General features: G+C 49.3%; 22 protein-coding genes. 10 read left to right on the forward strand and 12 right to left on the reverse strand.

The window, feature by feature from the left end:
- Positions 1-407 precede the first annotated feature (407 nt).
- The 12 genes from JKK62_RS02565 to JKK62_RS02620 all read right to left on the reverse strand — a co-directional run bounded on the left by JKK62_RS02565 (position 408) and on the right by JKK62_RS02620 (position 11,965).
- Positions 408-830, reverse strand: coding sequence for a flavodoxin (locus JKK62_RS02565; protein WP_201426844.1), 423 nt, complete (start codon positions 828-830; stop codon positions 408-410).
- Positions 831-1,782: 952 nt separating this feature from the next.
- Positions 1,783-2,496, reverse strand: a complete 714-nt coding sequence (locus JKK62_RS02570; protein WP_201426845.1) for an SAM-dependent methyltransferase — start codon at positions 2,494-2,496, stop codon at positions 1,783-1,785.
- A gap of 66 nt (positions 2,497-2,562) precedes the next feature.
- Positions 2,563-3,057 (reverse strand): GNAT family N-acetyltransferase, encoded by a 495-nt coding sequence (locus JKK62_RS02575; RefSeq protein ID WP_201426846.1) that lies wholly within the window; start codon positions 3,055-3,057, stop codon positions 2,563-2,565.
- 50 nt (positions 3,058-3,107) lie between these two features.
- A complete protein-coding gene (locus JKK62_RS02580) occupies positions 3,108-4,406 on the reverse strand; it encodes a sensor histidine kinase (protein ID WP_201426847.1) in 1,299 nt (432 codons plus the stop codon).
- Positions 4,403-5,080, reverse strand: coding sequence for a response regulator transcription factor (locus JKK62_RS02585; protein WP_366502883.1), 678 nt, complete (start codon positions 5,078-5,080; stop codon positions 4,403-4,405). The genes JKK62_RS02580 and JKK62_RS02585 overlap by 4 nt, the downstream gene beginning before the upstream one ends.
- Positions 5,081-5,156: 76 nt before the next feature.
- A complete protein-coding gene (locus JKK62_RS02590) occupies positions 5,157-5,516 on the reverse strand; it encodes a four helix bundle protein (RefSeq protein ID WP_316637471.1) in 360 nt (119 codons plus the stop codon).
- A gap of 55 nt (positions 5,517-5,571) precedes the next feature.
- Positions 5,572-6,231: an urease accessory protein UreH domain-containing protein gene (locus JKK62_RS02595; protein WP_201426848.1), complete on the reverse strand. Its 660-nt coding sequence runs from the start codon at positions 6,229-6,231 to the stop codon at positions 5,572-5,574.
- 4 nt (positions 6,232-6,235) lie between these two features.
- A complete protein-coding gene (locus JKK62_RS02600) occupies positions 6,236-7,015 on the reverse strand; it encodes an acyl-CoA dehydratase activase (protein ID WP_201426849.1) in 780 nt (259 codons plus the stop codon).
- 4 nt (positions 7,016-7,019) lie between these two features.
- Positions 7,020-8,300, reverse strand: coding sequence for a 2-hydroxyacyl-CoA dehydratase family protein (locus JKK62_RS02605; RefSeq protein WP_201426850.1), 1,281 nt, complete (start codon positions 8,298-8,300; stop codon positions 7,020-7,022).
- A 148-nt stretch (positions 8,301-8,448) separates the two neighbouring features.
- Positions 8,449-10,194, reverse strand: a complete 1,746-nt coding sequence (locus JKK62_RS02610; RefSeq protein ID WP_201426851.1) for a 4Fe-4S binding protein — start codon at positions 10,192-10,194, stop codon at positions 8,449-8,451.
- A 12-nt stretch (positions 10,195-10,206) separates the two neighbouring features.
- On the reverse strand, positions 10,207-11,469 hold the full coding sequence (locus JKK62_RS02615) for a 2-hydroxyacyl-CoA dehydratase family protein (RefSeq protein WP_201426852.1): 1,263 nt from the start codon (positions 11,467-11,469) through the stop codon (positions 10,207-10,209).
- Positions 11,450-11,965 carry a hypothetical protein gene (locus JKK62_RS02620; RefSeq protein WP_201426853.1) on the reverse strand — a complete coding sequence of 172 codons (516 nt, stop codon included), beginning with the start codon at positions 11,963-11,965 and terminating at the stop codon, positions 11,450-11,452. The genes JKK62_RS02615 and JKK62_RS02620 overlap by 20 nt, the downstream gene beginning before the upstream one ends.
- 251 nt (positions 11,966-12,216) lie before the next feature.
- Between JKK62_RS02620 and JKK62_RS02625 the strand changes: the two genes are divergently transcribed.
- From JKK62_RS02625 to JKK62_RS02670, 10 genes are all read left to right on the forward strand, one after another.
- Positions 12,217-12,816: a ribonuclease domain-containing protein gene (locus JKK62_RS02625; protein WP_201426854.1), complete on the forward strand. Its 600-nt coding sequence runs from the start codon at positions 12,217-12,219 to the stop codon at positions 12,814-12,816.
- Between the two features lie 19 nt (positions 12,817-12,835).
- On the forward strand, positions 12,836-13,126 hold the full coding sequence (locus JKK62_RS02630; RefSeq protein ID WP_201426855.1) for a barstar family protein: 291 nt from the start codon (positions 12,836-12,838) through the stop codon (positions 13,124-13,126).
- A 242-nt stretch (positions 13,127-13,368) separates the two neighbouring features.
- The gene (locus JKK62_RS02635; RefSeq protein WP_201426856.1) at positions 13,369-13,545 is read left to right on the forward strand and encodes a hypothetical protein; all 177 of its coding nucleotides are present in this window, start codon (positions 13,369-13,371) and stop codon (positions 13,543-13,545) included.
- Positions 13,546-13,547: 2 nt separating this feature from the next.
- Positions 13,548-13,904, forward strand: a complete 357-nt coding sequence (locus tag JKK62_RS02640) for a TnpV protein (RefSeq protein WP_201426857.1) — start codon at positions 13,548-13,550, stop codon at positions 13,902-13,904.
- A 327-nt stretch (positions 13,905-14,231) separates the two neighbouring features.
- A complete protein-coding gene (locus JKK62_RS02645) occupies positions 14,232-15,617 on the forward strand; it encodes a sensor histidine kinase (protein ID WP_201426858.1) in 1,386 nt (461 codons plus the stop codon).
- 2 nt (positions 15,618-15,619) lie between these two features.
- Positions 15,620-16,324: a response regulator gene (locus JKK62_RS02650; protein ID WP_201426859.1), complete on the forward strand. Its 705-nt coding sequence runs from the start codon at positions 15,620-15,622 to the stop codon at positions 16,322-16,324.
- Positions 16,325-16,563: 239 nt separating this feature from the next.
- Positions 16,564-20,493 carry a dockerin type I domain-containing protein gene (locus tag JKK62_RS02655; protein WP_201426860.1) on the forward strand — a complete coding sequence of 1,310 codons (3,930 nt, stop codon included), beginning with the start codon at positions 16,564-16,566 and terminating at the stop codon, positions 20,491-20,493.
- Positions 20,494-20,660: 167 nt separating this feature from the next.
- Positions 20,661-21,002, forward strand: coding sequence for a hypothetical protein (locus JKK62_RS02660; protein ID WP_201426861.1), 342 nt, complete (start codon positions 20,661-20,663; stop codon positions 21,000-21,002).
- A 52-nt stretch (positions 21,003-21,054) separates the two neighbouring features.
- Entirely contained in the window at positions 21,055-21,432 is a 378-nt protein-coding gene (locus JKK62_RS02665; RefSeq protein WP_201426862.1) for a VOC family protein, read from the forward strand.
- Positions 21,433-21,519: 87 nt separating this feature from the next.
- Complete coding sequence (locus tag JKK62_RS02670; protein WP_201426863.1) at positions 21,520-22,173, forward strand: hypothetical protein; 654 nt, start codon at positions 21,520-21,522, stop codon at positions 22,171-22,173.
- Positions 22,174-22,335 lie beyond the last annotated feature (162 nt).

Below are 22,335 nucleotides of genomic sequence, written 5' to 3' on the forward strand. Positions count from 1 at the left end.
TTTACTTCAAGCTGAAAAAATGTTCTTCGGCTTGTTTGCTATGCCTTGCTTTGTGTATGCCCAAATAATCTCATCTTTTTTCATTTTAGGGCTTGACTTTTATTTGCAAGACTCCTGTTTCGGTATTCTATCCTTGTGAAAAACGCGATCATCGGATAACGACGACCGCGTTCTTCTCAGAAGGAAAAAGTACATAGGGTGAAGAGCAATATCATTCAGTTAAGGAAGGCTCCTTTTGGGAAAAGGAGCTGTCGCCCTTGCGGCGACTGAGGAATTGCATCAATTGACCGAGCGGACACTTGTGTCCGCCGAGATACATTTTCCTTAACTTAATGATATTGAGGTGAAGGGGAGCTCAATTTATTCCCTTTACCCAAAAATGAAATCGCTGCAATTCGTTGACTGACTTATTCAGTCAGCGCTTTACCGAGCGCTTCGCACGCGGCGATCGCTTCGTCATCGGGCGCCTCGTTGCAAATAACAGGTTCACAAGTCAAAACCGCTCCGGCGCTCTCACACTCTTCCTGCCAGTTGCGCATCCACTCGCCGTCACCCCATCCGTAGGAACCGAAGAGGGCGATTTTCTTTCCGCCGAGCTTGGGTGAGCAGGCGCTGAACATCGGCTCAAATTCATCCTCTTCAAGCTGCTCTGCGCCCATTGAAGGACAACCAAATGCGATGGAATCATAATCGTCTATCATTGTTTCGTTGAATTGGCCGCAGGTCAAAACATCGACCTCCGCTCCGGCGGCTTTCACACCGTTGGCTACCGACTGAGCCATCGCTTCGGTGTTGCCCGTTCCGCTCCAGAATACAACTGCTGTTTTCATATCAAAATCTTCCTTTCTATTCAGTCCCGTTAAGGGTTTTTACCATATCTGTTTTATGCCGCCGTCAAGCCTGTCAAAAGCGACACGCCGAAGGTTGGCATGATAGAAAATGCTGTCAGCTTCATGATATTCGATTCATTATATATGCTGGTTAGCTTTTGCTAACTAACGGATAAAAATAATAGCGGTTAGTCATCGCTAACTGCTATTGTATATTACTTTTAATGATTTGTCAAGGATTATTTCAAAACATAACCACTTGTTCGTTATGAACAAGTGGTTATGTTTCTGGTGGAGATAAGCTATGCTATATCTGTTGGATATCGGTTACCCCGTCTTGGGAGCGACACCTCCTGTCAAAAGTCGCGCCTACGCTCTCCTTAAAATCAGTCCGCCGGACTGATTTTACCTTCAGTTCTTCGCGCACATAACGGGGTCCCCATAATGCCCCGCATTATTGGGCGAGGAGGAACCGCCACATGAGGTTAAGTCATACCAACCGGATATGACTACCGAATACGGCGAGTGACGACGACGGCACAGTCGCCAAAACGCTGCGCTATCCGCTTATCTGCCACTTTGCTGGTATAATCAGAAAGAACGGATATCCTTTATGGATATCCGTTCTTTCTGAAATGGTGGAGATAAGCGGATTCGAACCGCTGACCTCTTGAATGCGAACCAAGTGCTCTCCCGAATGGGTGGCTTACGAACCCCATAGAGATTGACAAAACATTAAAAGGTGCTTCATCCTAACTGCCGTGTAATTATGGCGAAATCGCCATAATTAAAAAACTTTGTACCTCATTAAATGTTTTGAATGGAAGCAACTGTTGATCCGCAAATTGAAATTCAATATCATTAGATTAACATTACAAACAAATATCGGGCGAAGATGGATTTTTTAATTCACCTTCGCCCGATATATTTTTGCAAGTATTAAGGGAACCCTTTACACTTTTTGAATAACAAGTCCGACCGTTGACAGATACTTTCCGATTCCTTTTTTAAAGAACTCCTCATCATGCAGTGCCAATTCATGTCGGGACAAAAACCAATCCTGCCATGCTTCATCAAAGCTCTCTAAATCAAAATCCATCAAAACCTTAAAGTCATCACTCTGACCTATTTGTTTCAGCCACCAGTCCCTGCAGTGATATAAAGAATATTCGCTTTCCTCACCGTCTAACCATTCCAGTATTACTTCCGGTTCCTTGCCGTGTATCTCTTCTTTTAATCCCGGCATTGCTATTATTGCCACGCCTTCCGGTTTCAACAACGGTAAAATCTTTTGCTCAAAGAAATGCGGTTGTGCTGCAAAATAATGAAAGGAATCTATGCTCACTACAGCATCAAAATAGCTCTCGGCAAACGGCAAATCATTCGCATCAGCATGGATCGGGATCACTTTGTCCGAAATCTGCCATTCATTGAATCGAGTATGATTCTCCGTTGCACTGATCCACAAATCGTTTGCAAAAACATTTACATCAGCCTCTTTTACAAGAAACAAACTGGTCAATCCTTTTCCGCAGCCGAGGTCTAATACGCGCATACCCTTCTCAAGCGGATATTTTTCAAGCATTTCTTCAAGCAACCTCACGCTGTTGGGCCCCATCAAATAATCTTTATTAAAATACATCTTATATGCATCAGCTTTTTTCACTGTAATACCTCCTTCTGTATTCACATAACTATCTCACGGCAGACTTCAAAAAAACTGTCAACCGGTTCATCGTAAGCATTTATAATCGGTATATTCTACAACACCCTGAATATGGTCGAGCGCACCGGCAACAAGCTCCTTCACCATCAGGCACTCCGGCGCAGGAAGTCCTACGCTTTTGCCTGCAATGATACCGAAATCCGCAGAGGTCTGAAAGCCGCGGCTTCTGTAATTCTGCGGATTGCCCTCGACGATCACCGCGCTGAATCCCATTTGCCTTGCTTTTTCAAAACCGTATTCGATGATTTCTTTTGAAATATGCTGCCGCTGCAATTCGATTTTGACGGCAACAGGGCTAAGCAGCAAAAGTTCATCCTTATATTTTCCTCCGAGGTGAAAGCCTGAGAACAAAGCGTATCCGATCACTTCGTCTTCGTCGTTCACCATTATCAGCTCCAGCTCGGGAATATAGGTGCTCATTGAACGGGTTTCCTTTATCAGCCTGACGACCAAATCCGCTTCCTCCTCGTTTGACCAATCGGCAAAGCTTCTTCTTACCATATCTAATGACGGTTTTAAATATTTATCTTCCATTGATTTGATGATTCTTTTCAACTCAATACACGTCCTTTCGGCAAGGTACAGATAATTTGCAATTTGTCATCATCAACAATCTTTGCCTTGATGGTTCCGTTATGCTTTTCGGTGATCGCGCGAGCTACGGAGAGTCCGATGCCGAAGCCGCTGTTCTCTTCCTTGGAGCGGGATTCGTCACCGCGGTAGAAGCGGTCGAACAGGTGCGTCAGCGCCTCCTCGCTCAAAGGCTCTTTCATGGTGTTTTCTGTTTGGAAAATAATGTTCTTTCCCGATTGACGGAGCGATACATGGATATCGCTGTCCTCGGGTGCGTATTTGACGGCATTGTCGCACAGGATACCGATGAGCCTTCTGACAGCAGCCTCGTCGCCGTTGAATATCAGTTTATCTTCCGCGTTGACGATCAGGTTTTTGCCGTTAAACTCCGCCATGCCGATAAACGGATCGGCAGTATCACGCACGGCGTTTGAAAGGTTGAATTCATGCATTTCCAAAGCGGAATCCGCTTCATCCATGCGCGAGAGGTAGACAAGTTCGTTTACGAGCTTGCGCATATTGGCCGCCTGTTTTTGGGTGCTCTGTATCCACTCGTTTGGCCCGATATCCATCGACAGCACATCCATGTTAGCGGAGATGACCGTCAGCGGTGTTTTCAGCTCATGGCCCGCGTCGGTGATGAATCGCTTTTGCCGTTCGATGTTATCCATCATCGGCTGTATTGCTCTCTTGCTGAGCAGCGATACCAGCAGCAACGACAGCAGGATACCGACTGCGCAGGCGATCAGCGAGATCACGGCGAGCGACACGATCTCTGAACGCTTGGATTCGATGTTGAGGAACACTGCGGACTTTGAACCATCAGTATTCTGTGTCACCTGATACAGATAGTTGTTGGCATAACCCGAGGCTTTGCCCGAAGCAAAAATGTTTTCCGCGATCAACAAAAGATCCTCTTTCGCGTACTCGGTTTCCTTAGTGCCTGTACCGAGAAAGGCTTCACCGTCCGCACTTTGGATCGCGATAAAATACCGTGATTCTTCAAGTTTGGTATTCATGCGGTGATCGCTGCCCTTGTGACGATACAGCTGTGCACTTTCGTCGGTCGAGAGAGCCTCTTCTTTTTCAATATCAAATTTCCCCTGCTTTTTCTGTGTATTGTTGTTCTCGCTTTCGACAAGGTAGTTCAGCGTTTCTTTCAATTCACTTGTCGTGTTGACATAATGAACAGCATTGATGACGCCTGCCACTAACAGCATAGCAAGCGTCAGCGCGAGTAACGCAATCTTGATAAAGCGTTGTCTGATCTGTTTCATAACGAACTCTCCAAAGAATAACCGACTCCGCGGACTGCCTTGATCTTAACATGCGCGCCCAGCTCCGATAGCTTCTTGCGTAAAAAAGAGATGTTCACCCATACGACGTTGACCTCTGCGTCGCTGTCCCAGCCCCAGACGCGTTCCATGATCTGCGAGATGCTCAGCACCGCGCCGGGATGTTCAACGAGCATTTCCATCAGCTGAAACGCCTTGTTGGTCAGGCTGACGCTTTTCTCGTTACATCGGACGGTCATTGCAGATCTGTCCAGCTCGATATCGGCGAATTTGATCACATCATGCCGGTAATCCTCCTTGCGTCTGAGCATAGCACGGATACGGGCGAGCAGTTCCGAGGCAGCGAAGGGCTTGGGCAGATAATCATCCGCGCCGGTATCCAGCCCTTCCACTCTGTCCTCGATCGCGTCTCGGGCGGTGAGCATGAGTACGGGCGTTGTGATCCCATTGGAGCGCATTTGCGCGAGCACCTCGATACCGCTGAGCCGCGGCATCATCCAGTCGAGGATCACGCCGTCGTAGTCGCCCTGTTCGATATAGTCGATCGCGTCCCGACCGTTATAGACCGTGTCAACGGAATAGCCCGAACGCGTGAGAAGTGTTTGCACCGCTTTGGAGATATCGCGGTCATCTTCCGCAAAGAGTATACGCATCATAAACACCTCCGGTGTTTTTTTAGTGGTTAGTGGTTAGTGATTAGTGGTTAGAAACAATCAATAACGCATTTTAATACTACAAACTACTTAGTTTTCCTATTAGTCCGTTCAACATTTTCCCTACTTCGTTTGAAAGTTGCATTGCGGTGTCGATTTCTTCTTCGGACAGATAATTCAAGCCAACGCAAATCATCAATTGCGTTTGCAACTCTGCATTTGAACCTTTTGCTATGGAAAGGAAATTAATGAACTCTTTCTTTGAGTTTCTTTGTTGTCCCTCTGCGATATTGGAGGGAACCGATACAGCAGAACGTCGGATTTGAGAGGACAAAGCATACAGCTCTTCTTTTGGCAGATTTTTTATCAAACGATAGACTTCAAATACCAATGTCATCGATTTCTGCCAAACTGTTAAATCCCTATAACTCTTTACCACAAAAAACGCTCCCTTCCAACTCTATCCACTAGCCACTAACCACTAACCGCTTTTTTTAATTATACCAAAACAGTGATACGACTGCAAGGATCAAAAACAGGATATATACCGTTAACTGCACATACGGCATCGCCTTACCGAGCTGTTTGTTGATCTTGCCGCTGAGCGCTCCCGATAAGCCGAAAACAACCAGCATGGGCGTCAGGGAACTTGCCAGTGCAAACGCGGCGCCGAGCAGAACAGCCGCAGGCAGCGACAACAGCATCGCGTAACCGGCTACCATCGTCAGCGGAACACACGGATAAGCGCCGTAGGCCAGCCCGACAGAGAAGGATGGGATCAGGCGAGTCTTGTGCTTTGCAGAGCACTTGCCGCCGCATTTTTTGCAGTCGGGTTTGCGATTGCGAAACCACCGATAGATCAAAAACAGAGCCGATACGATCATCACCCAAGACACCAGATGATGCAGGTTGAAGCCGCCGATCATGCCGTTCTCATCGATGAACACCTTACCGATCGCCGAGGTCAGCGCGCAGATGGCACAGACCGCGAGGATCTTGCCGAGAAAGTAACTGCCGACGTGTTTCATCGAGCTTTTGAAACCGCCGCCCTCGGTAAGTATGTAGACCGCCAGAAAAGATGACGCTGATGAGCCGCAGCAGGTGCCGCAGCCCAAGCCCACCGATACCGACGCCGCCAATGCTTCCATCAACATACGCTCAACCCCTTTCGCTTGCGAGCAGCGCCGCACCGATCGCTCCGTTGAACTGCGGATGATTCGCGACAAAGATATCGCGCATCAGCTCATCCTCAAACGCCTTGCGCAGTCCGATATTCAATGCGCCGCCGCCTTTCATCAGAACATCGCCGTTCTTCTCGCTCTTTTTCATCATCTTGATGATGCGCTTCGCCATCGACAGGTGCATTCCGGAGAGGATGTCGCGGCGGTCGAATTTGCGCGCGATCAGAGAAATGACCTCCGACTGTGCAAACACCACGCAGGTGCTGTTGATATCGCAGGGCGCGGTGCTTTCCAGCGAAAGCGGCCCGACTTGGTCGATGGTGGTTTCCAAAATCTGCGCGATGACCTCCATAAACTTGCCGGTGCCCGCCGCGCATTTATCATTCATGCTGAAATTCTTAACGGAATAGTTGGCGTCCAGATAGATAATCTTGCTGTCCTGACCGCCGATATCAACGATCATGCCGGGACGATAATCGCGCGGAGCCGTCACGCGCACACCGTAGGCGTGAGCGGTGATCTCGCTGACATCGTCATCCGCTACCTCCAGAATCTTGCGGCTGTAGCCGGTCGCCATCGTATAGTCGACGCGGGATACGCCAACCTCGCTCATCAGCTTTGCAAGCAGCTTTTGTGCCGCGCCGTTGTTGTCGATACCGGTATTGGTTACGCCCGTGCGGAGCACCCTGCCGTGTTCGTCCAATAAAGCGGCTTTCAGATAGGTGGAGCCGCCGTCCAAGCCTGCGTATACTTTCATATTCTTACCTCCCATACTTGATCAATTCGATAAACGCCTCCACACGGATGCGGAGCTGTTCGACGTCCTCTTCGTTATAATCGCTCTCGACGCGGATAATAGGAATACCGAGCTTTCCGAGCTCTTCTTCCATTACCTGATACTCATAGTCATAGACGAGGCATCCGCGCAGGACGTGATAGATCACACCCTGCACCTTGTAATCCTCCAGCATTTGCATGATACGGTACAGCCTACGCTTGTTATCGACAAAGGTCGGACAGGTACAGGGACGGGTGCTCTTGTTCGCCAATGCCCGCATGATACCGTCGGTGCTTTGATCGACGATAGCGGGCGGATCATAAGCACCGCGCTCACCCATGCAGGTCTCATCAGCGACCAGCGCGCCGCCCATTTCTTCGATCAACAGCGGCAGTTTGAAGTTAGGGAAAACGATCGGCGAGCCTGTGATCAGGATGCGCGGACGGTTTTCTTTGGATGCCATCTCGCCGCGCTTTGCTTTCGCTTCTATCTCATCACAAAGGTCATGCATATACTGCGTCCAAAGTGAGATATGGGTGTAGCTGATCGCATTCATCGCCGCCATGTAGTGCGTTCCCTTAACGGCAAGCGGATATCTGCGCCGCAGTTCGATGAAGCGGGACAGCTCATACTGCGCCGCAGCGGTCATGCCGCAAGCCCATGACAGACGCTCATAGCTGAGTTCGATTCCTGTTACTTCTGTCAGCTTTTGGCTGAACAGATACAGCTCTCTGACGTACTGCTCCATATCCTCGTCGCGGTCGCGTCCGGAGGGGACATGAAGTGTAACGGTCTTGCGGTGTTCGGCAAGGTAGCCGGCGAGCTTCTTTTTGCAGTCACAGGTGATCGGCACCGCCATCAACTGACACTCCTGATACACCGGCATCACGCCGATGCTCTCAAAGCCCATGATCGCCTTGACCAGCGGACAGGCGTCGCGCGGCGCGATATCGTCGCCGACGTTGAACGCGGTATAACTGCCGCCGCAGAGCTTGACGGGCATCGCGCCCGCCGCGTAGATCAGCTCGGGCGGTACCATCACGCAGTAGGTGCCGACGGACGGGACACCCTTGGGCTTCACCGCGCCCTGCATATCGACGAAAACGTGTTTTAAAACATCCGTGAACGGCTTCAGTGCTTCCGGCTTATGCGGCAGGTCTTCAATTTTTCTGAGATACTTGATCGCGGTCGCGGAAGATTTATTGAGAAAACGCGCTTTCCTGCGCTCCTCCGGGGTACCCTGTCGGGTGTATATCTCACTCATTCTTATCACTCTTTTCTCGTCCTCATCGGCTGAACTCGGTAGGCGTAACCGGTAGGTACGCCTTGACCTCGTATCGCCGTTCGTCCTCTCCCCAACACGCAGGCGTGTCGGGGACCCCATATCAACCTTGCAACGAACGCAATGGTTATCAGTGCTTTTCCTTATCATAAAACGGTGTGTATTTGTCGGGTTTCGGTGCGTATTGTTTCATGAACTTCATGCGGTCTGCGTTGTAGACCTTCTTTCCGCAGAAGGTAATAGCTAGAGCATTGTTTTCCGGGCATCGGCGCACACTTTCGCCGCACATGATGCAATCGGCGGTGGTAACGTCGATCTTGCGGATATCCTTGCCCTCGCGCTCGGTAAAGATCGACTTGATCCCCATCGGACAGGCTTCGTAGCACGCGCCGCATTCGGTACAGGCGACCGCGTCCTTTTTGAGCTTGAACAGCGACGCCTTATGCGTCAGCCCGAGGATATAGCCCAGTGGACAGATATTGCAGAAGGCTCTGCGCTTGAAGAAGCCCGCGACGATCACAACGATCATGAAGAAACCGCCGAGACCCAAGCTCAATTTAAAGCCCGCCAGAGCCGGAGATAGTGCCGCCGCGGGACAGAAGTCGCAGAAGTTGCCGCCGATAAAGCCGATCCCGAGGAAGATGATCAGCATGATCCATTTGACCAGCGTGAGGACGGCGTACATCTTCTCGTTGAGTGAGATCCCCTCGATGTGCAGCGCCTGTCTTGCTTCATGCGCGACGTCCTGCACAAATCCCAACGGACAGATAAATCCGCACAGGACGCGTCCGAGCAGGACGGCACAGATGATGAAGCTGCCGAAGAAGGAGAGGATCTCCTGCCAGCCTTCGCTGAATAACACGTCGAGGTGGCTGAAATAGTAGCAACCGGCGCTTGTCAGCTGATCGAGGTTGCACGGACAGGCGAGCACCGGGAGCTGGACGTTGGTGAATACCGTTCCCGTCAGTCTGCTGCCGAAGATCAACAGCCCGAAGCTGAGAATCATAATGATCCATCTGATCGTCTGAAAGCCGAATACAAATCGCTTTTTGCGTGTATCTTTGGAAGTGATCTGCGTTTTGCCGACCGGCATCTTTTCCTTTTTGTACAAGAGCTTTCTCAGCCATACATCCAGCGCGATGCAGATGACCGATACCAGGATGATGATCCCGAACGGCAGCATTGCCAACAGCCATCGCGCAGTGAAGATCGTATCCGCCTCCACCTGATAGTGGAGCGTATAGGTGTTGTGTGCATCGGGGATATAGGTAAAGGTCAGACCGTCGCGAACATCGTTAAGGTCAAGCTCGTTGATGTTTCCGTTCTCGTCGGTCGTGACCTGCTTTGTCGTGCCGTCCGCAAGCGTTACGGTGATGGTTGTATCAGGTATGGTTTTGCCTTCGAGATAGACGGTGAAATGATCTCTGTCGACATACGCGACCTCAAAGGGTATCTCGTCGCTGAGGAAGACGTTTGCCGAGGTGGTATATCCCTGCGTGTATTCCATATCGGTCTTGGCGATATGATAAACATGTTCGGTGGTCCCGTCGCCGTCGTCGTTCGACACATCGATCCGTACAGCGGCGAAGCTGCCGAGAAAATCAGCAGGCAGGGATTCTGTATGTGCTCCCTCAACGGTTTTGACACCCTCGACCGTCAACGCGTAAACGGTCGAATCCTCCGCGCCGTGCAGGGTGATCGCGTCGTTATCATAGGTGAAAGATAAATTTTTGTCGTCGTTTTCAACGGTCAATGAGGCGCGTGCTAAGGGATCGTCATACTGAAAGAACGCCAGATCTGCCGCAAAGTATGCCGCGACGCATATTGCAACCGCGAATACGGCAAAGAGAATCTTTTTTATTGTTTTGTTTTTCATTGTGATCCTCCTTTATGCGCTTCGTTTTGCCTTTCTTTTGACGATATTTCTTTGATTCAGCATCTCGCCGAACGCCTCCATACGGATCCTGAGCTGTTCCATATCCTGATACTGATAATCGGTCTCTAAGCGGAACACCGGGATGTCGAGCTCCTCCGCCGCCTTTTCGATATGCGGCAGCTCAAAGTCGTATTCGATCTGACCTTTCAGGATATGACACACGATTCCGTCGGGACGGAGCTGATCGACTAGGTGCAGGAAGTAGGAATATAAGCCCTCGTTGTTCACTCTTGCGCCCGAGGACGTCGCCCGCAGATGATCCTGCGCGATCTGATCCAGTATGCGGTCGGCTGAGATCATCCTGCCGCCTCTTTTGACCGACAGCGCCGCCTCTACAGACAGGCTGTCGGCGATCGCCGCGATCCGCATATTTGCCGAAGCGATCAACTGCGGCACCTTGTAGTTTGGGAACACGACGGGTGAGCCGAGGATCAGGACATTAGGCTTTTCTTTTTGGTTGAGCATGAACCGCTTGTTCAGCGTTTCCAATTCCGCTGTCAGAGCAACGGTATGAAGTGCCCATTCATCCAAGCTGTCTGCAAAATACATGCACTGCGTGACCAACAGAACCGCCTCATCGGTAATGAAACCCTTCGCAGTATGCGCTGTCGCGGTGAATCTTTGCCAATGTCGGTGCGCGCGGGCGACCTTTCGTACAGCGTGCCTGAGATTACCGCCTGTCAGATGCTTATGCGTATGCTTGCCGATCTTCTCCGCAAGCATCACCATTTGATCTTTATAGTAGTGAATCGCGTTGCTCGTGTTGTTCATCGGAGGGACATCCATCGCGGCGACCTGACGCCCCGCGCTTTGCAGGACGGAGATCAGCTTGCGCCTGCTGTCCGAGGATGTTGCCGTGACAATCAGAGCATTTTTGGTGATATCAAAATCGGGATTGATCAGCCAGCCCAGTGTCGATCGGCTGAACGGATCGGTATCGCGCGGGGTCAGTTCATCCGCCCAGTGCGCCGTACCGAGGCTGCCGCCGAGCACATAAAAGGGTTGATCGCATACCGCGTACAGCACTTCGGCGGGGATATCGTTGCCGAGGACGATCACCTGCGGCCGCGTTTTCTTCAGATAACTTTCATCAAATCTTAACAGCGCTGTTTCCAAAAACCATTTCAATTCAAAGAGATTGCTGTTTTCTGTTTCGATCCTGCCGATCGTTTCCATGGCTTCATTTTTGAAGCTGTTATGCTCCGTATGTTTCATAGTATTCCACCGTTGCGCTCTCTGCCTTGGAGCGTCCTTTCATACATCTGGGGCTGACGAGTGAGCATCTGTGTCTGCACCCGCCGCAGATCATGGTCGAGAGGAATTCTGTCAAAGACGGTACGTCGCCGCCGGACTGCTGTTCCGGTTCGGGCTGCCATTCCTCATCACGATTGTCGTCCTGTGAAGAATCATCTTCGTAATTGTTTTTCTCGGGTGCCTCGGTCTCCGCAATAGTCGGAGGTTCGGTCGGCATTTGCGTGGGGGCTGATGTTTCCGCCTGATGCCGCATGAACATTTCTGTCGGCGATTCCGTCGGAGCGGATGTCGGGGGCTGTGTCGCCTGTACCGCTGTTGTCGGCTCTGTCTTCTTCCAATCAGCCGCAATCAGCGCGCCGGGATCGCTCATTACCGCGAACGGCTGTTTGATCAGCGCATAGGCGAAGAGAACGCCGACCGTCCCCGCCGCGAACCGCTTCAATATCTTATCTCTCATATGAGCCACCTCCTGTGCTATGCTTGTATTGTAATCGGTGAACCTAATATGAAACTTAAATCGCCCCCGCGTTATGTGAACACCGTGTGAAACTTGTATGAAGATTGTTTGAAATAAAAAGCAGATTATCGACAAACACAAATAATAATGTTACAATCATTTTATAGTTGCATAATACTATGCAACTATAATCGAAATCTCCTCATAAGTGAAAGGCGAAACTATCTTTTACTAAATGAAGGAGAGAAATAATGTTTGTTAAAAAGACAAATGGCTATGTTATCAGAAACAATCGGATAAGCACAACCAAATTTTTACAGGCACTTCTTGTGGATTGGATTACCGATGCAAATGTCCATTTTCTAAACTGGGTAGTAGTTGAAGACGAAAAGTTGTGTGTACAATGCAAGAATATGTGGGGGAAGGTTTACAAAAGACATAATCTGGTCTTTCCTCTTCCGCCTTTACACCCTCATTGTCGATGTACTATACAACCGATTCAAATAGCTATAGTCGGAACCGCAACTAACGAGAAACATAATGGAGCTGACTGGTGGATAAAAAGCCAAGGAAAGCTTCCTGACTTTTATATCACTTATCAAGAAGCTGTGAAATTAGGCTTCAAACCTAAAGAGGGGAATCTCGACAAGGTGGCTCCCGGTAAGATGATTACAAGAGGTCAGTACTTCAATCGTAACGAGCATCTACCTGAGAAGCCCGGACGAATATGGTATGAGGCGGATATCAATTATTCCGGGGGCTACAGAAACAGTGAAAGAATACTATACTCCAATGACGGATTGATTTTTATTACTCTTGATCATTACAGAACATTTGTTGAAATTATATAAGGAGGTTAATCTATTTAATATGAAAGCAATAAAGATAACATTAGATTTTACCAATATGAAATATCCTGCACAACTCCATAGGGAACTGAAAACAAAGTTTGAGTTTCCGGATTATTACGGTGAGAATTGGGATGCTCTTTGGGACTGTTTAGATGGCTGGTATGAAGATGATGAGAATGTAACTGTTGAAATCAAAGGGTTAGAAACAATGCCGGATGATATGCGACAATACGCGCAGACTATGCTCAAGGTTTTTGATGATGTACACAGCAATTCTCCCAATGTTATTTTTATAATAGCGACAGCATAATAATCACATAACAATAACCGCTTGTTCGTTATGAACAAGCGGTTATTTTTCTGGTGGAGATAAGCTATGCTATATCTGTAGGATATCGGTTACCCCGTCTTGGGAGCGACACCTCCTGTCAGAAGTCGCGCCTACGCTCTCCCGAATGGGTGGCTTACGCACCCCCATAATTTAATCCGCACATTCGTCTTTTGGAGCTGTCTGTTATACAATGATGGTACTATATCAAGGGAGGAATGTCAATGCGAAAGAAATATCATGTTTATCTAACAAATGAACAGCGTCGTATTATGTTAGACAGCCTTATCGAAAAGAAGAATGTGCTGATCAGAACAGGACACTACACCGATGCGATTGATGAAATCATCATCAAGGTTATGAAAGCGAAAATCATGCGAGCGCGCGTAAAGGAGCGATGACTATGAGCACAGATATTACTTATACCAGACAGGGAGACTACAACCTGCCTAACCTGATCTTACCGGAGCAGGGTAATCGTGAAATCGGGATTTGGGGAGCAAGGCGAAGACGCTGTCTGAGAGAGCATCACAAGATTCTCTACTACAATTTGCTGACAGCCTGCAAACTCCACGATCACCTTGCCGAGATCAACGAAGAAGCAACCGAAATGTATGATCTCCTTGTACGACAACTTGCTGAACAAGAAGGATTAACCGAACAACTCAAATCGGAAAGTCAAATGTTGTGGATTAAGCGAATGAACAACATCCGCAATAGGGCAACCGAAATCGTCAACGATGAAATTATCCATCAATAAGCATAGCCTGCTGATCGAATCGGTCAGCAGGCTGTTTTTTATACAAAAGATAAATGGAAATGGGTACAATAGTTTCTTAGTAACCATTCCAAGCGAAAAGTGATTATTTTCACTTGATTTGTTATGATTTATTATTATTTATTAAATATTTTTTGTTGACAAGTGATTGTTATTAGTTATAAATTAGAAGTAGACCAACAAGGAGAGATATTCGTACGGATAATGTACCTATTAGCCAAAAGTTTTATAAGGCGTAAATCGCTACAGTATGAAGGGGAGATAGAAAAATCATGAAACTATTATTTGTTCAATTGAAGGATGATCGGTATGAATGAATTGATACAGCGGATCGGGATATCGGGAATAATACAAATCGCCGTGTCGCTTTGGAGCAACATACTTCTTGTTATTATCACACTGTCGCTTTCATCAGGCATCAAAAAAAGCAAAAGCGCTGCCGGACCGAATAACTACCAAACGCCGTTCACCAAAGAAATCATGATTTTCTTTATCGCGGTGTTTTTCTACAACACCTTTGATATCGTCATCAATCTGATCACAGGCGTACCGGGGGATTTCAGCGTATCGATACACTATGTGATGCTCATCGGCTATTTTGCCGTAGGCGCTTTTCAGACCTTGCTGTTTTTGCAGGTCGTCAAAAAGTATGTGGCTCAGGTAAACGGAATGGAAAGGCTGAGAAAAACTACGTTATTGATTCAGCTCCTCCATATACCCGCGCTGGTGCTTCTGGCGATCACGCCGTTCACGCATTGGCTGTTCTACCTTGATGAGCGCTCCGATTATTTTCGAGGCGCACTGTATCCGATATGGTATTACACCACGATCATATCCTTTGTTTATATCTTACTTGTTCTCGTTTTCTGCCGTCGGAAGATGGATCGGTTTATCTTTAAGGTGTTGATCACCACCTCTGTTCTGCCGATCATCGGATTTATCCTTAACATTACCTACACGGGAATCAGCTTCAACAATATATCCGTCACGCTTTCGGCGCTGATCGTATATGTGTTTTACGAAAGCTACCGAACCTCAACAGCTGTCAGCAGAGAGCATGAGCTCAACCGGGTGCAGCAAGAGCTATTGGAGAGCAGGCTTGCGACAGAGCAGGCGAACAATGAAATGCTGATGGCGCAGATCCAGCCGCATTTTATCAGCAATTCGCTGATGGCGCTGCGCGCGCAGTGTACCGAATATCCTGAGATATATGAAAGCATCACCAACTTTTCCATGTACCTACGTTCTCATTTTGAAGCGCTCAGCGGTTCCAATAAAATGATCTCCTTTGAAAAGGAAATGGAGAATACCGAAGCCTACCTCGCCTTGGAACAGCAGAACTTCGGAGATCGCCTGAACGTGATCTATCACATCGAGTGCGACGACTTCATGCTTCCGCCGCTGACCGTACAGCCGCTTGTCGAGAACGCTGTGCGCCACGGTATCGGCACCTATGACGAGGGCGGCGATGTACAGATCAGCTCCCGCAGAGAGCCGGGCGGTATCGTCATTGAAGTGATCGACAACGGCTCCGGCAAAAGCAATATCACACAACAGCAGACCGAACGCCGCGGGATCGGTATCGAAAACGTCCGTTCGCGGCTGCGGTCGATCACGGGCGGCGAGCTGGAGGTCATCACCAACGAGAGCGGCACCACGGCAAGGATCACGCTGCCCGAGCCGATAGGAGAATGATTATGAAAACCTTATCCTTAGACGATCAAAAGACAGCAACCGATTTAATGACCTTTATGCTGCACAAGCTCGATCCCGCGGGCACGCACCTTGCGGCAAATTCCGTCAGCGAGGCGATGGCGCTGCTCAGCGACGACATACAGATACTCTTTCTCGATATCGAAATGCCGGGACTCAACGGGATCCAATTCGCCGACAAAGTCCGACAGGAACACAAAGAGCTCAACATCATATTTGTCACCGGTCATCCGGAATACAGCTATGAAGCGTACGGCGTCCGTCCCAGCGGATTTCTCGCAAAGCCGGTCGCCGAAAAGGACATCGAGCGTGAGTTGAAGGAGCTGCGATATCCCATCTCGAAGGCACAGCCGCGTCTGATGGTGCAGTGCAGTCCCTTTGCGGTTTTTGCAAACGATAAACCGCTCGGCTTCAAGCGCCAGTCAACAACAGAGCTTTTTGCGTACCTTGTTTACAAAAAAGGTGCTTACTGTACCAACGGCGAGATCATTGCGGCGCTGTGGGGCGGAGATGTACAGAAACAGCCGTACCTGCGCAAGCTGATCAGCGATATGCGCTCGGGTTTTCGAAGCGTCGGCGCGGAGGATGTGATCTTAAAAAAATACGGCGAGATCTGCGCGAATATCAATATGTTTCAAATCACCGGAGATCCGCAAATCATCGCGGAGGAATTCAGGTGGATAGAATAATACTTTTCAGAGGACAGCTTGGATAAGCCGTCCTCTTTTTTTGAAAAAGATTTGGGTATTTGCGGTTAAAAAGACCTTCCTTGTAAATTTCGTTATATTGCACAAAATACGATTGATATCTTTGGTGAGATTATAATTCTTATATAGAAACTTGTCACGGTTTGTGTACAGTTTGTCTGCTATAATACAATATGGTGTTTTGTTATAAAGTTAAATACTTTAAAAAACGGAGGCCTTTCATGAAAAAGAGCATGAAGAAAATGATCAGTATTCTGCTTGCGATCGTGATGATCGCGAGTATGTTCTCGGTACTGCCGCTCTCGGCGAGCGCAGCAGGCGAGGGAGATTTGCCTTCCTCGTTCGATCTCAGAGACCGCGACGTTGTGACCTCGGCGAAGCAGCAGGACCCGTGGAGCACCTGTTGGGCTTTCGGCAGCACGGCGGCAGCTGAGATCAGCATTCTGTCTATGCTGAAGGATAAAGGCAAGGGCATAGACGCTTCGGACCTTGACCTGTCTGAAAAGCATCTTGCATGGTTCGGCGCAAATCCGATCACTGAAGCGGTCGATCCCATGCAGGCAGGCGAGGGTATGTATGTAACAAACAAAGAAGATGTACCGAACATCACCTATAATAACGGCGCATACGGCGTTAATGTTTCAACCCTGTTTGCTTCCGGTATCGGTCCCGTATATGAGAAATATTTTCCGTATCAGGGCGACGAAGCTATCACAGAGGTGCAGTTCCTGAAAAAGTATCCCGAGAAGGGCAGGGCAACTGCGATCCAGGCCTTTGTGGATCAGACCGGTATGACGCCGGAGGAATTGATACAGGATCCGGATGCGGCGGATGCACAGGGATATCTCCGTTATCTGCGCAGAGAAGGTTATCTGACTGAACCCGATAACACCAAGCTTACCGCAGAGATGGTGGAGGAAGCGACCTTAAAACAGTACATCGACGGTTCCGCAACCACCAATTGTTATGCAAAACAGGCGGATTGGTCTATCCCGGAATACTCGACCATAGAAGGTGAAGAATGCCTGAGCCGCAACGTCAGCTCCGGCTTTACGATGGTGGACGGCAACCGCCTACCCGATCTGTTCAACGTAGATGAAAACAAAAAATGGGAGAGCGTCAACTGGGATGGCGTCAATGCGGTCAAAGCCGAGCTGTATGCGGGACACGGCGTCACCGCAGGCCTCAAGGCGGATACCTCTGCGCCCGGCGAGGTTTCGGAGAATCCTATGATGAACGAAGAAACATGGGCGCACTATACAAATGAAGATCTGAATACGAATCATATGATCTGCATTGTCGGCTGGGACGACGATTATTCCGCCTCCAACTTCTTGGAAGGAAAACAGCCTCCCGGAAACGGCGCATGGCTTTGCAAAAACTCATGGGGCTCCGAGGTGGATTATACGGAGCTCGAAGGCGGCGGAACGATCGGATATTACGAATGGGGTATTGAAGAAAACGGAAAGCATACCGGCTATTTCTGGGTCTCTTACTACGACAAGACCCTGAGCTGCTGCGAGAGCATGACCTTTGACACCGACCTTTCGGAAGCCGACGGAGAGCTTGTCGTCAGAATGTACGATTATATGCCGTCGCTTATCGGCGTCCGTACAAGTCAGATCACGAATATCCAGGACAGCGGTCTTCTTAAGACGGCGAACGTTTTTGTCAACGATTCCGGAGCCGACGTCAATCTTGCCTCTGTTTCCACCAAGACCGCTTACCCGAACGCAAATGTGAAATACTCCGTCTATCTGCTGAATGATAACGCGGCAAATCCGGAGGACGGCACGCTGCTCGGCACAAAGACAGCCGCCTATGAATATGCCGGCTTCCACCGTGAAAATCTGGACGGCTCGATCACCATCAAAAAAGGCGGGAAGTTTGCCGTTGTAGCGGAAGAAACCGTTGTTAAAAACGGAGCGACGATGTACGAATACGCTGTGAACGCGTCCTATTCCAAATCGTACGCGGAAGCGGTAAAGACTGCGGAAGCCGAAAGCGGTATCTCCTCTGACGACAGAGACAGAAACGCCGACGAATACGGCGTCGCAGTCGTCAATAAGGGCGAGAGCTTCGTCTTTGAGGATGGTACATGGACAGACTGGAGCGAATACGAGCCCAGAGTCCAAAATCTCAACGATTATGCAATCGATAATTTCAGCATCAAAGCGTATATGATCGCAAAGACCCCCGAGCCGGAGATCATCCTGGGCGACGTCGACGGCGACGGTGTGGTTGATGTAACGGACGCGACCCTGATCCAGCGCTATGATGTAAAAATGGCTAAGCTCGACGATTGGCAGCTCAAGGCGGCGGATGTTGACGGCGACGGCGAGGTCACCATCCTCGACGTGACATGGATCCAACGCTATATCGCGGAGATGAAAGCGCCCGAGGGTATCGGAAAGCCCATCAAGGACTACACGGAAAAGAAGCTTCCTGTTTATCGCGAGACAATGGACAGCGACGAGACTGTCAATGTCCGTATGTACGGCGACGTACCCTACATGAAGATCGACGAGTATTACAACCAGCTTTATTTCACGGGCGCCGACGCATATCCTGAGGAAGCGTCCGAAATGACCGTGACCCGCAGCGGCAGCAGATATGTTACCACTGCCTATAACGGCGTAAAGGGTACCTTTGACGCTGAAGCGGATACCCTCAATATTGAAAACCTTGAAACGTACACGGCAACGCCGTATTATACGATCCTTCTCGATAAAGAGGGGGATCCCAGCGCGCCCTTTGTGAGGAACACATCGACCGACTATACAGGTGAAGTCAAGCCGGTAGCGGTTGATCTTAGTCAATACGGCATCAATGTCATCGGCGACGGCGATGAGCTTTGGGTTCCGCTGGGGTTGCTCCAGTATACCTTCTGTTCTCCCTATAGCTATGTAGCGTTCTATAACGGCAAAGGTATTTATATAGAAGACGGTATGAGCATTTTGCAGAAGCAAAACGCTAAGAGTCTTGACCCGAATTACTATGATTTTACCAAAGAAGAACGTTCGCAGCAAAAGATTGATTATGACTACGGCTGCCTCTGCTACTATGTTGATACCTTCTACGGATATCCCGAAAGATGCAGATTAGCCGACAGTATCAGAGCAGTCGGTCTTGACAAGACGCTCGACAAGACGATAGACGGTATGAAGCTCCCGCTTGTCAAGCAGTATTTGACGTCGAAGGATATGGGCGATTATGCGCTCGGATTGTTATGCCTCTTCATGTTCGGATGTGACGACGGCGGACACACAGCCTTCAACGATGTGATATGGGCTGCTCCGGACGTGACCGCAACATGGAGAGAAAAACGTATGGCGGCAGGCATCGACTATACCGAAAAGACAAATCAGTCCGAGGCGTCTATGGCTGCTCTCAGCGCCACGCTCACCGGGCTTGACCCCGCCGACTATGACCGCTTCGAAAGACTCGTGTACAGCAACGACGACGGCGCGTATTACATGGAAAAGGGCGATACCGCTATGTTCGTTGTCGCGGGAGGTTACTTCTGCGACCGCGCCGGATGGACAGCATATTATAATGACAAAACCATCAACGAGCTGCCGGCTGATACCCTCGGCTCTCTGTCAAAGGCGCTGGAAAAGGCAAAGTCCAATGCCTCTATCAAGAAATTCGTTGTGAATATCGCGATGTGTAACGGCGGCGAAAGCGGCTTCTCTACTTATATTTCCAAGCTGATGTCCGGTCAGACATACCGTCATCAGTTCAACGAATTCTCCGGTCAGGATGAAATGCTCCACTATAATGTGGATATGAACTTCGACCGCGTCTTCGATGAAAAGGACGACGAGGTAACTTATCCGTTCACCTTTGCTGTAGTAGCAGGCGCGCAGTCCTATTCGGCGGCGAACTATCTTGCAAATATGGCTAAGGATAACGGAATCGCTCTGCTCGGCGAGACCACCGGCGGCGGCGCGTGCGCTCCGCAGCATACGACCGAATCCGAAGGTCTTACCTTCAATCTTTCCAGCCGCTACAAGCTGATGGATAAGAACAACAAGCACGTCGACTTCGGCGTTGATCCTGACTTTGTCCTCACGAAGGACAATAACGGCACACCGGATTATTCCGATTACTTCAACCTCGACGTCATCGGAAATATGGTGGACGAATAATACAATCCGTCATTCACGACCAAAACTGTTCCCGTACTGCGCAGCAGCCTCGACAGCACCGAGACCGCGACCCTGCGCGTCTATGCCGATCAGCCCGATGTTCCTTATATGAACGTAAGGACTTTTACGATCAGTTCTATACGATCGGTACCGATCTCACCGAGGGCATGACATGCACAAAGTCGGGAAGCAACTACGCCGTGCTGACCAGCAGCAAGTCTTTCTCCTGCGGCAACGCCTATCCGTGGTTCATGCATGAGCACGACGCGATGATCCTCGGACAAAAGAGCTACGGCGGTGCCTGCGCGATCCGTAAAGGCAGCGTCGGCGGCATTGGAATCCAGTGTTCCGCGGCGACCAGCGCTACCATTTTCGACGACGGCAGCAGTGTGGACTTTGGCTGTCCTGTGGACGCTGACCTGATGACCGACGGTAATAATCCTTACGAAAACTTCTACGATCTGAGCCTGATCAGTCAGAAGATGAATGAATTCTTTGCAGCCGGCTGAGTAGCTTTGCAGAGAAAGCTCTGACAGAATAATTGATACGATGGAGGAAACGATGAAAATCACCAGCTTTAATCCTTTTGTTGTAACTGAACAGGTCGATGATACGATCAAGCTGTTTGAAGCACTCGGCTTTGAACGCCGTCATACAAAGGAAGGAATCGAGATCGCGGACAGAGATGACACTGTGATTCGGATGAAGGACGCAAACGGCTTTTATCTGGATATACTGCAGTCGAACGTCGAGGCGGAACACGGCACGGCAGGCATCCGCATGAATGTGGACGATTTTGACGAGGCGTATCAAACGCTCCTGCGGCACGGCTATCAAAATGCCTACGGCGATGAAACTGTCAACACAAAATCATCCAAAGCCGCTATGATGAGATCTCCTTCCGGATTCAGCATCAGTATCATCCAGCACATCAAATAATAAAACTATTTCGGTGAGTCAGCGCCCGGCTATGCAGGGCAGGGCGCTATCTTATAAAAATCCATATTTATTTCAAGGAGGAACACTATGAAATTCCAAAATGCTGCAACAGGCGTGAAAAGAATCTTCACTGCCGAAATCCTCAAGCTGATCGCTGCTATCGTGACCGTCGTCGGTATTGTCATGACGATCGTCACTGTCGCTGCGGCAAACGCTAATTCCCAGGGCGGAACGATCGCTGCCGGTGTAGGTACCGTACTTCTGATCGCTGCCGCTTCGATCCTGGCGCTGATCGGCGGTATCATGGCGCTGGTCGGTATCATCAACGCCTCTAAGGATGAGGGCGCTTTCAAGACTGCTCTGATTCTCATTATCATCAGCTTGATCGCTGCAGTTGTCGGCGGTATCTTCTACCAGAACGCTACCGTTCAGAGCATCTGCCAGATCGTACAGAACCTGATGTCGATCTTTGTGACCGTCTTTGTCATCAAGGGTATCACCAACATTGCTGCTAAGATCGGCAACGACGAAGTCGCACAGCAGGGCAAGAGCCTTCTGACCATCATCGTCGTATTCTACGCGCTGTCTCTGATCGCCAACATCCTTGTTCTGGTATTCGGCGGTATGTTCGCTTCCGTCCTCGGCGGCGTTATCGCGATTGTTGCTATGGTACTGAACATCATCGCGTATATCGTATATCTGTCCTTGCTGAACAAGGGCAAGAATATGCTCGCAGAATAATCATTCTACTATGTCTCCCTTTTCTAAGGGAGGTGGCACGGACACTTGTGTTCGTGACGGAGGGTTGTTTCGATCAATCCGTAATATAATGCTGCAGCCGTTCTTAAATTGAGAGCGGCTGCACTGCATTGCCGATCGTCGGGAAGTATAATTATGCCGATT

The organism is Ruminococcus difficilis, from assembly GCF_016680995.1.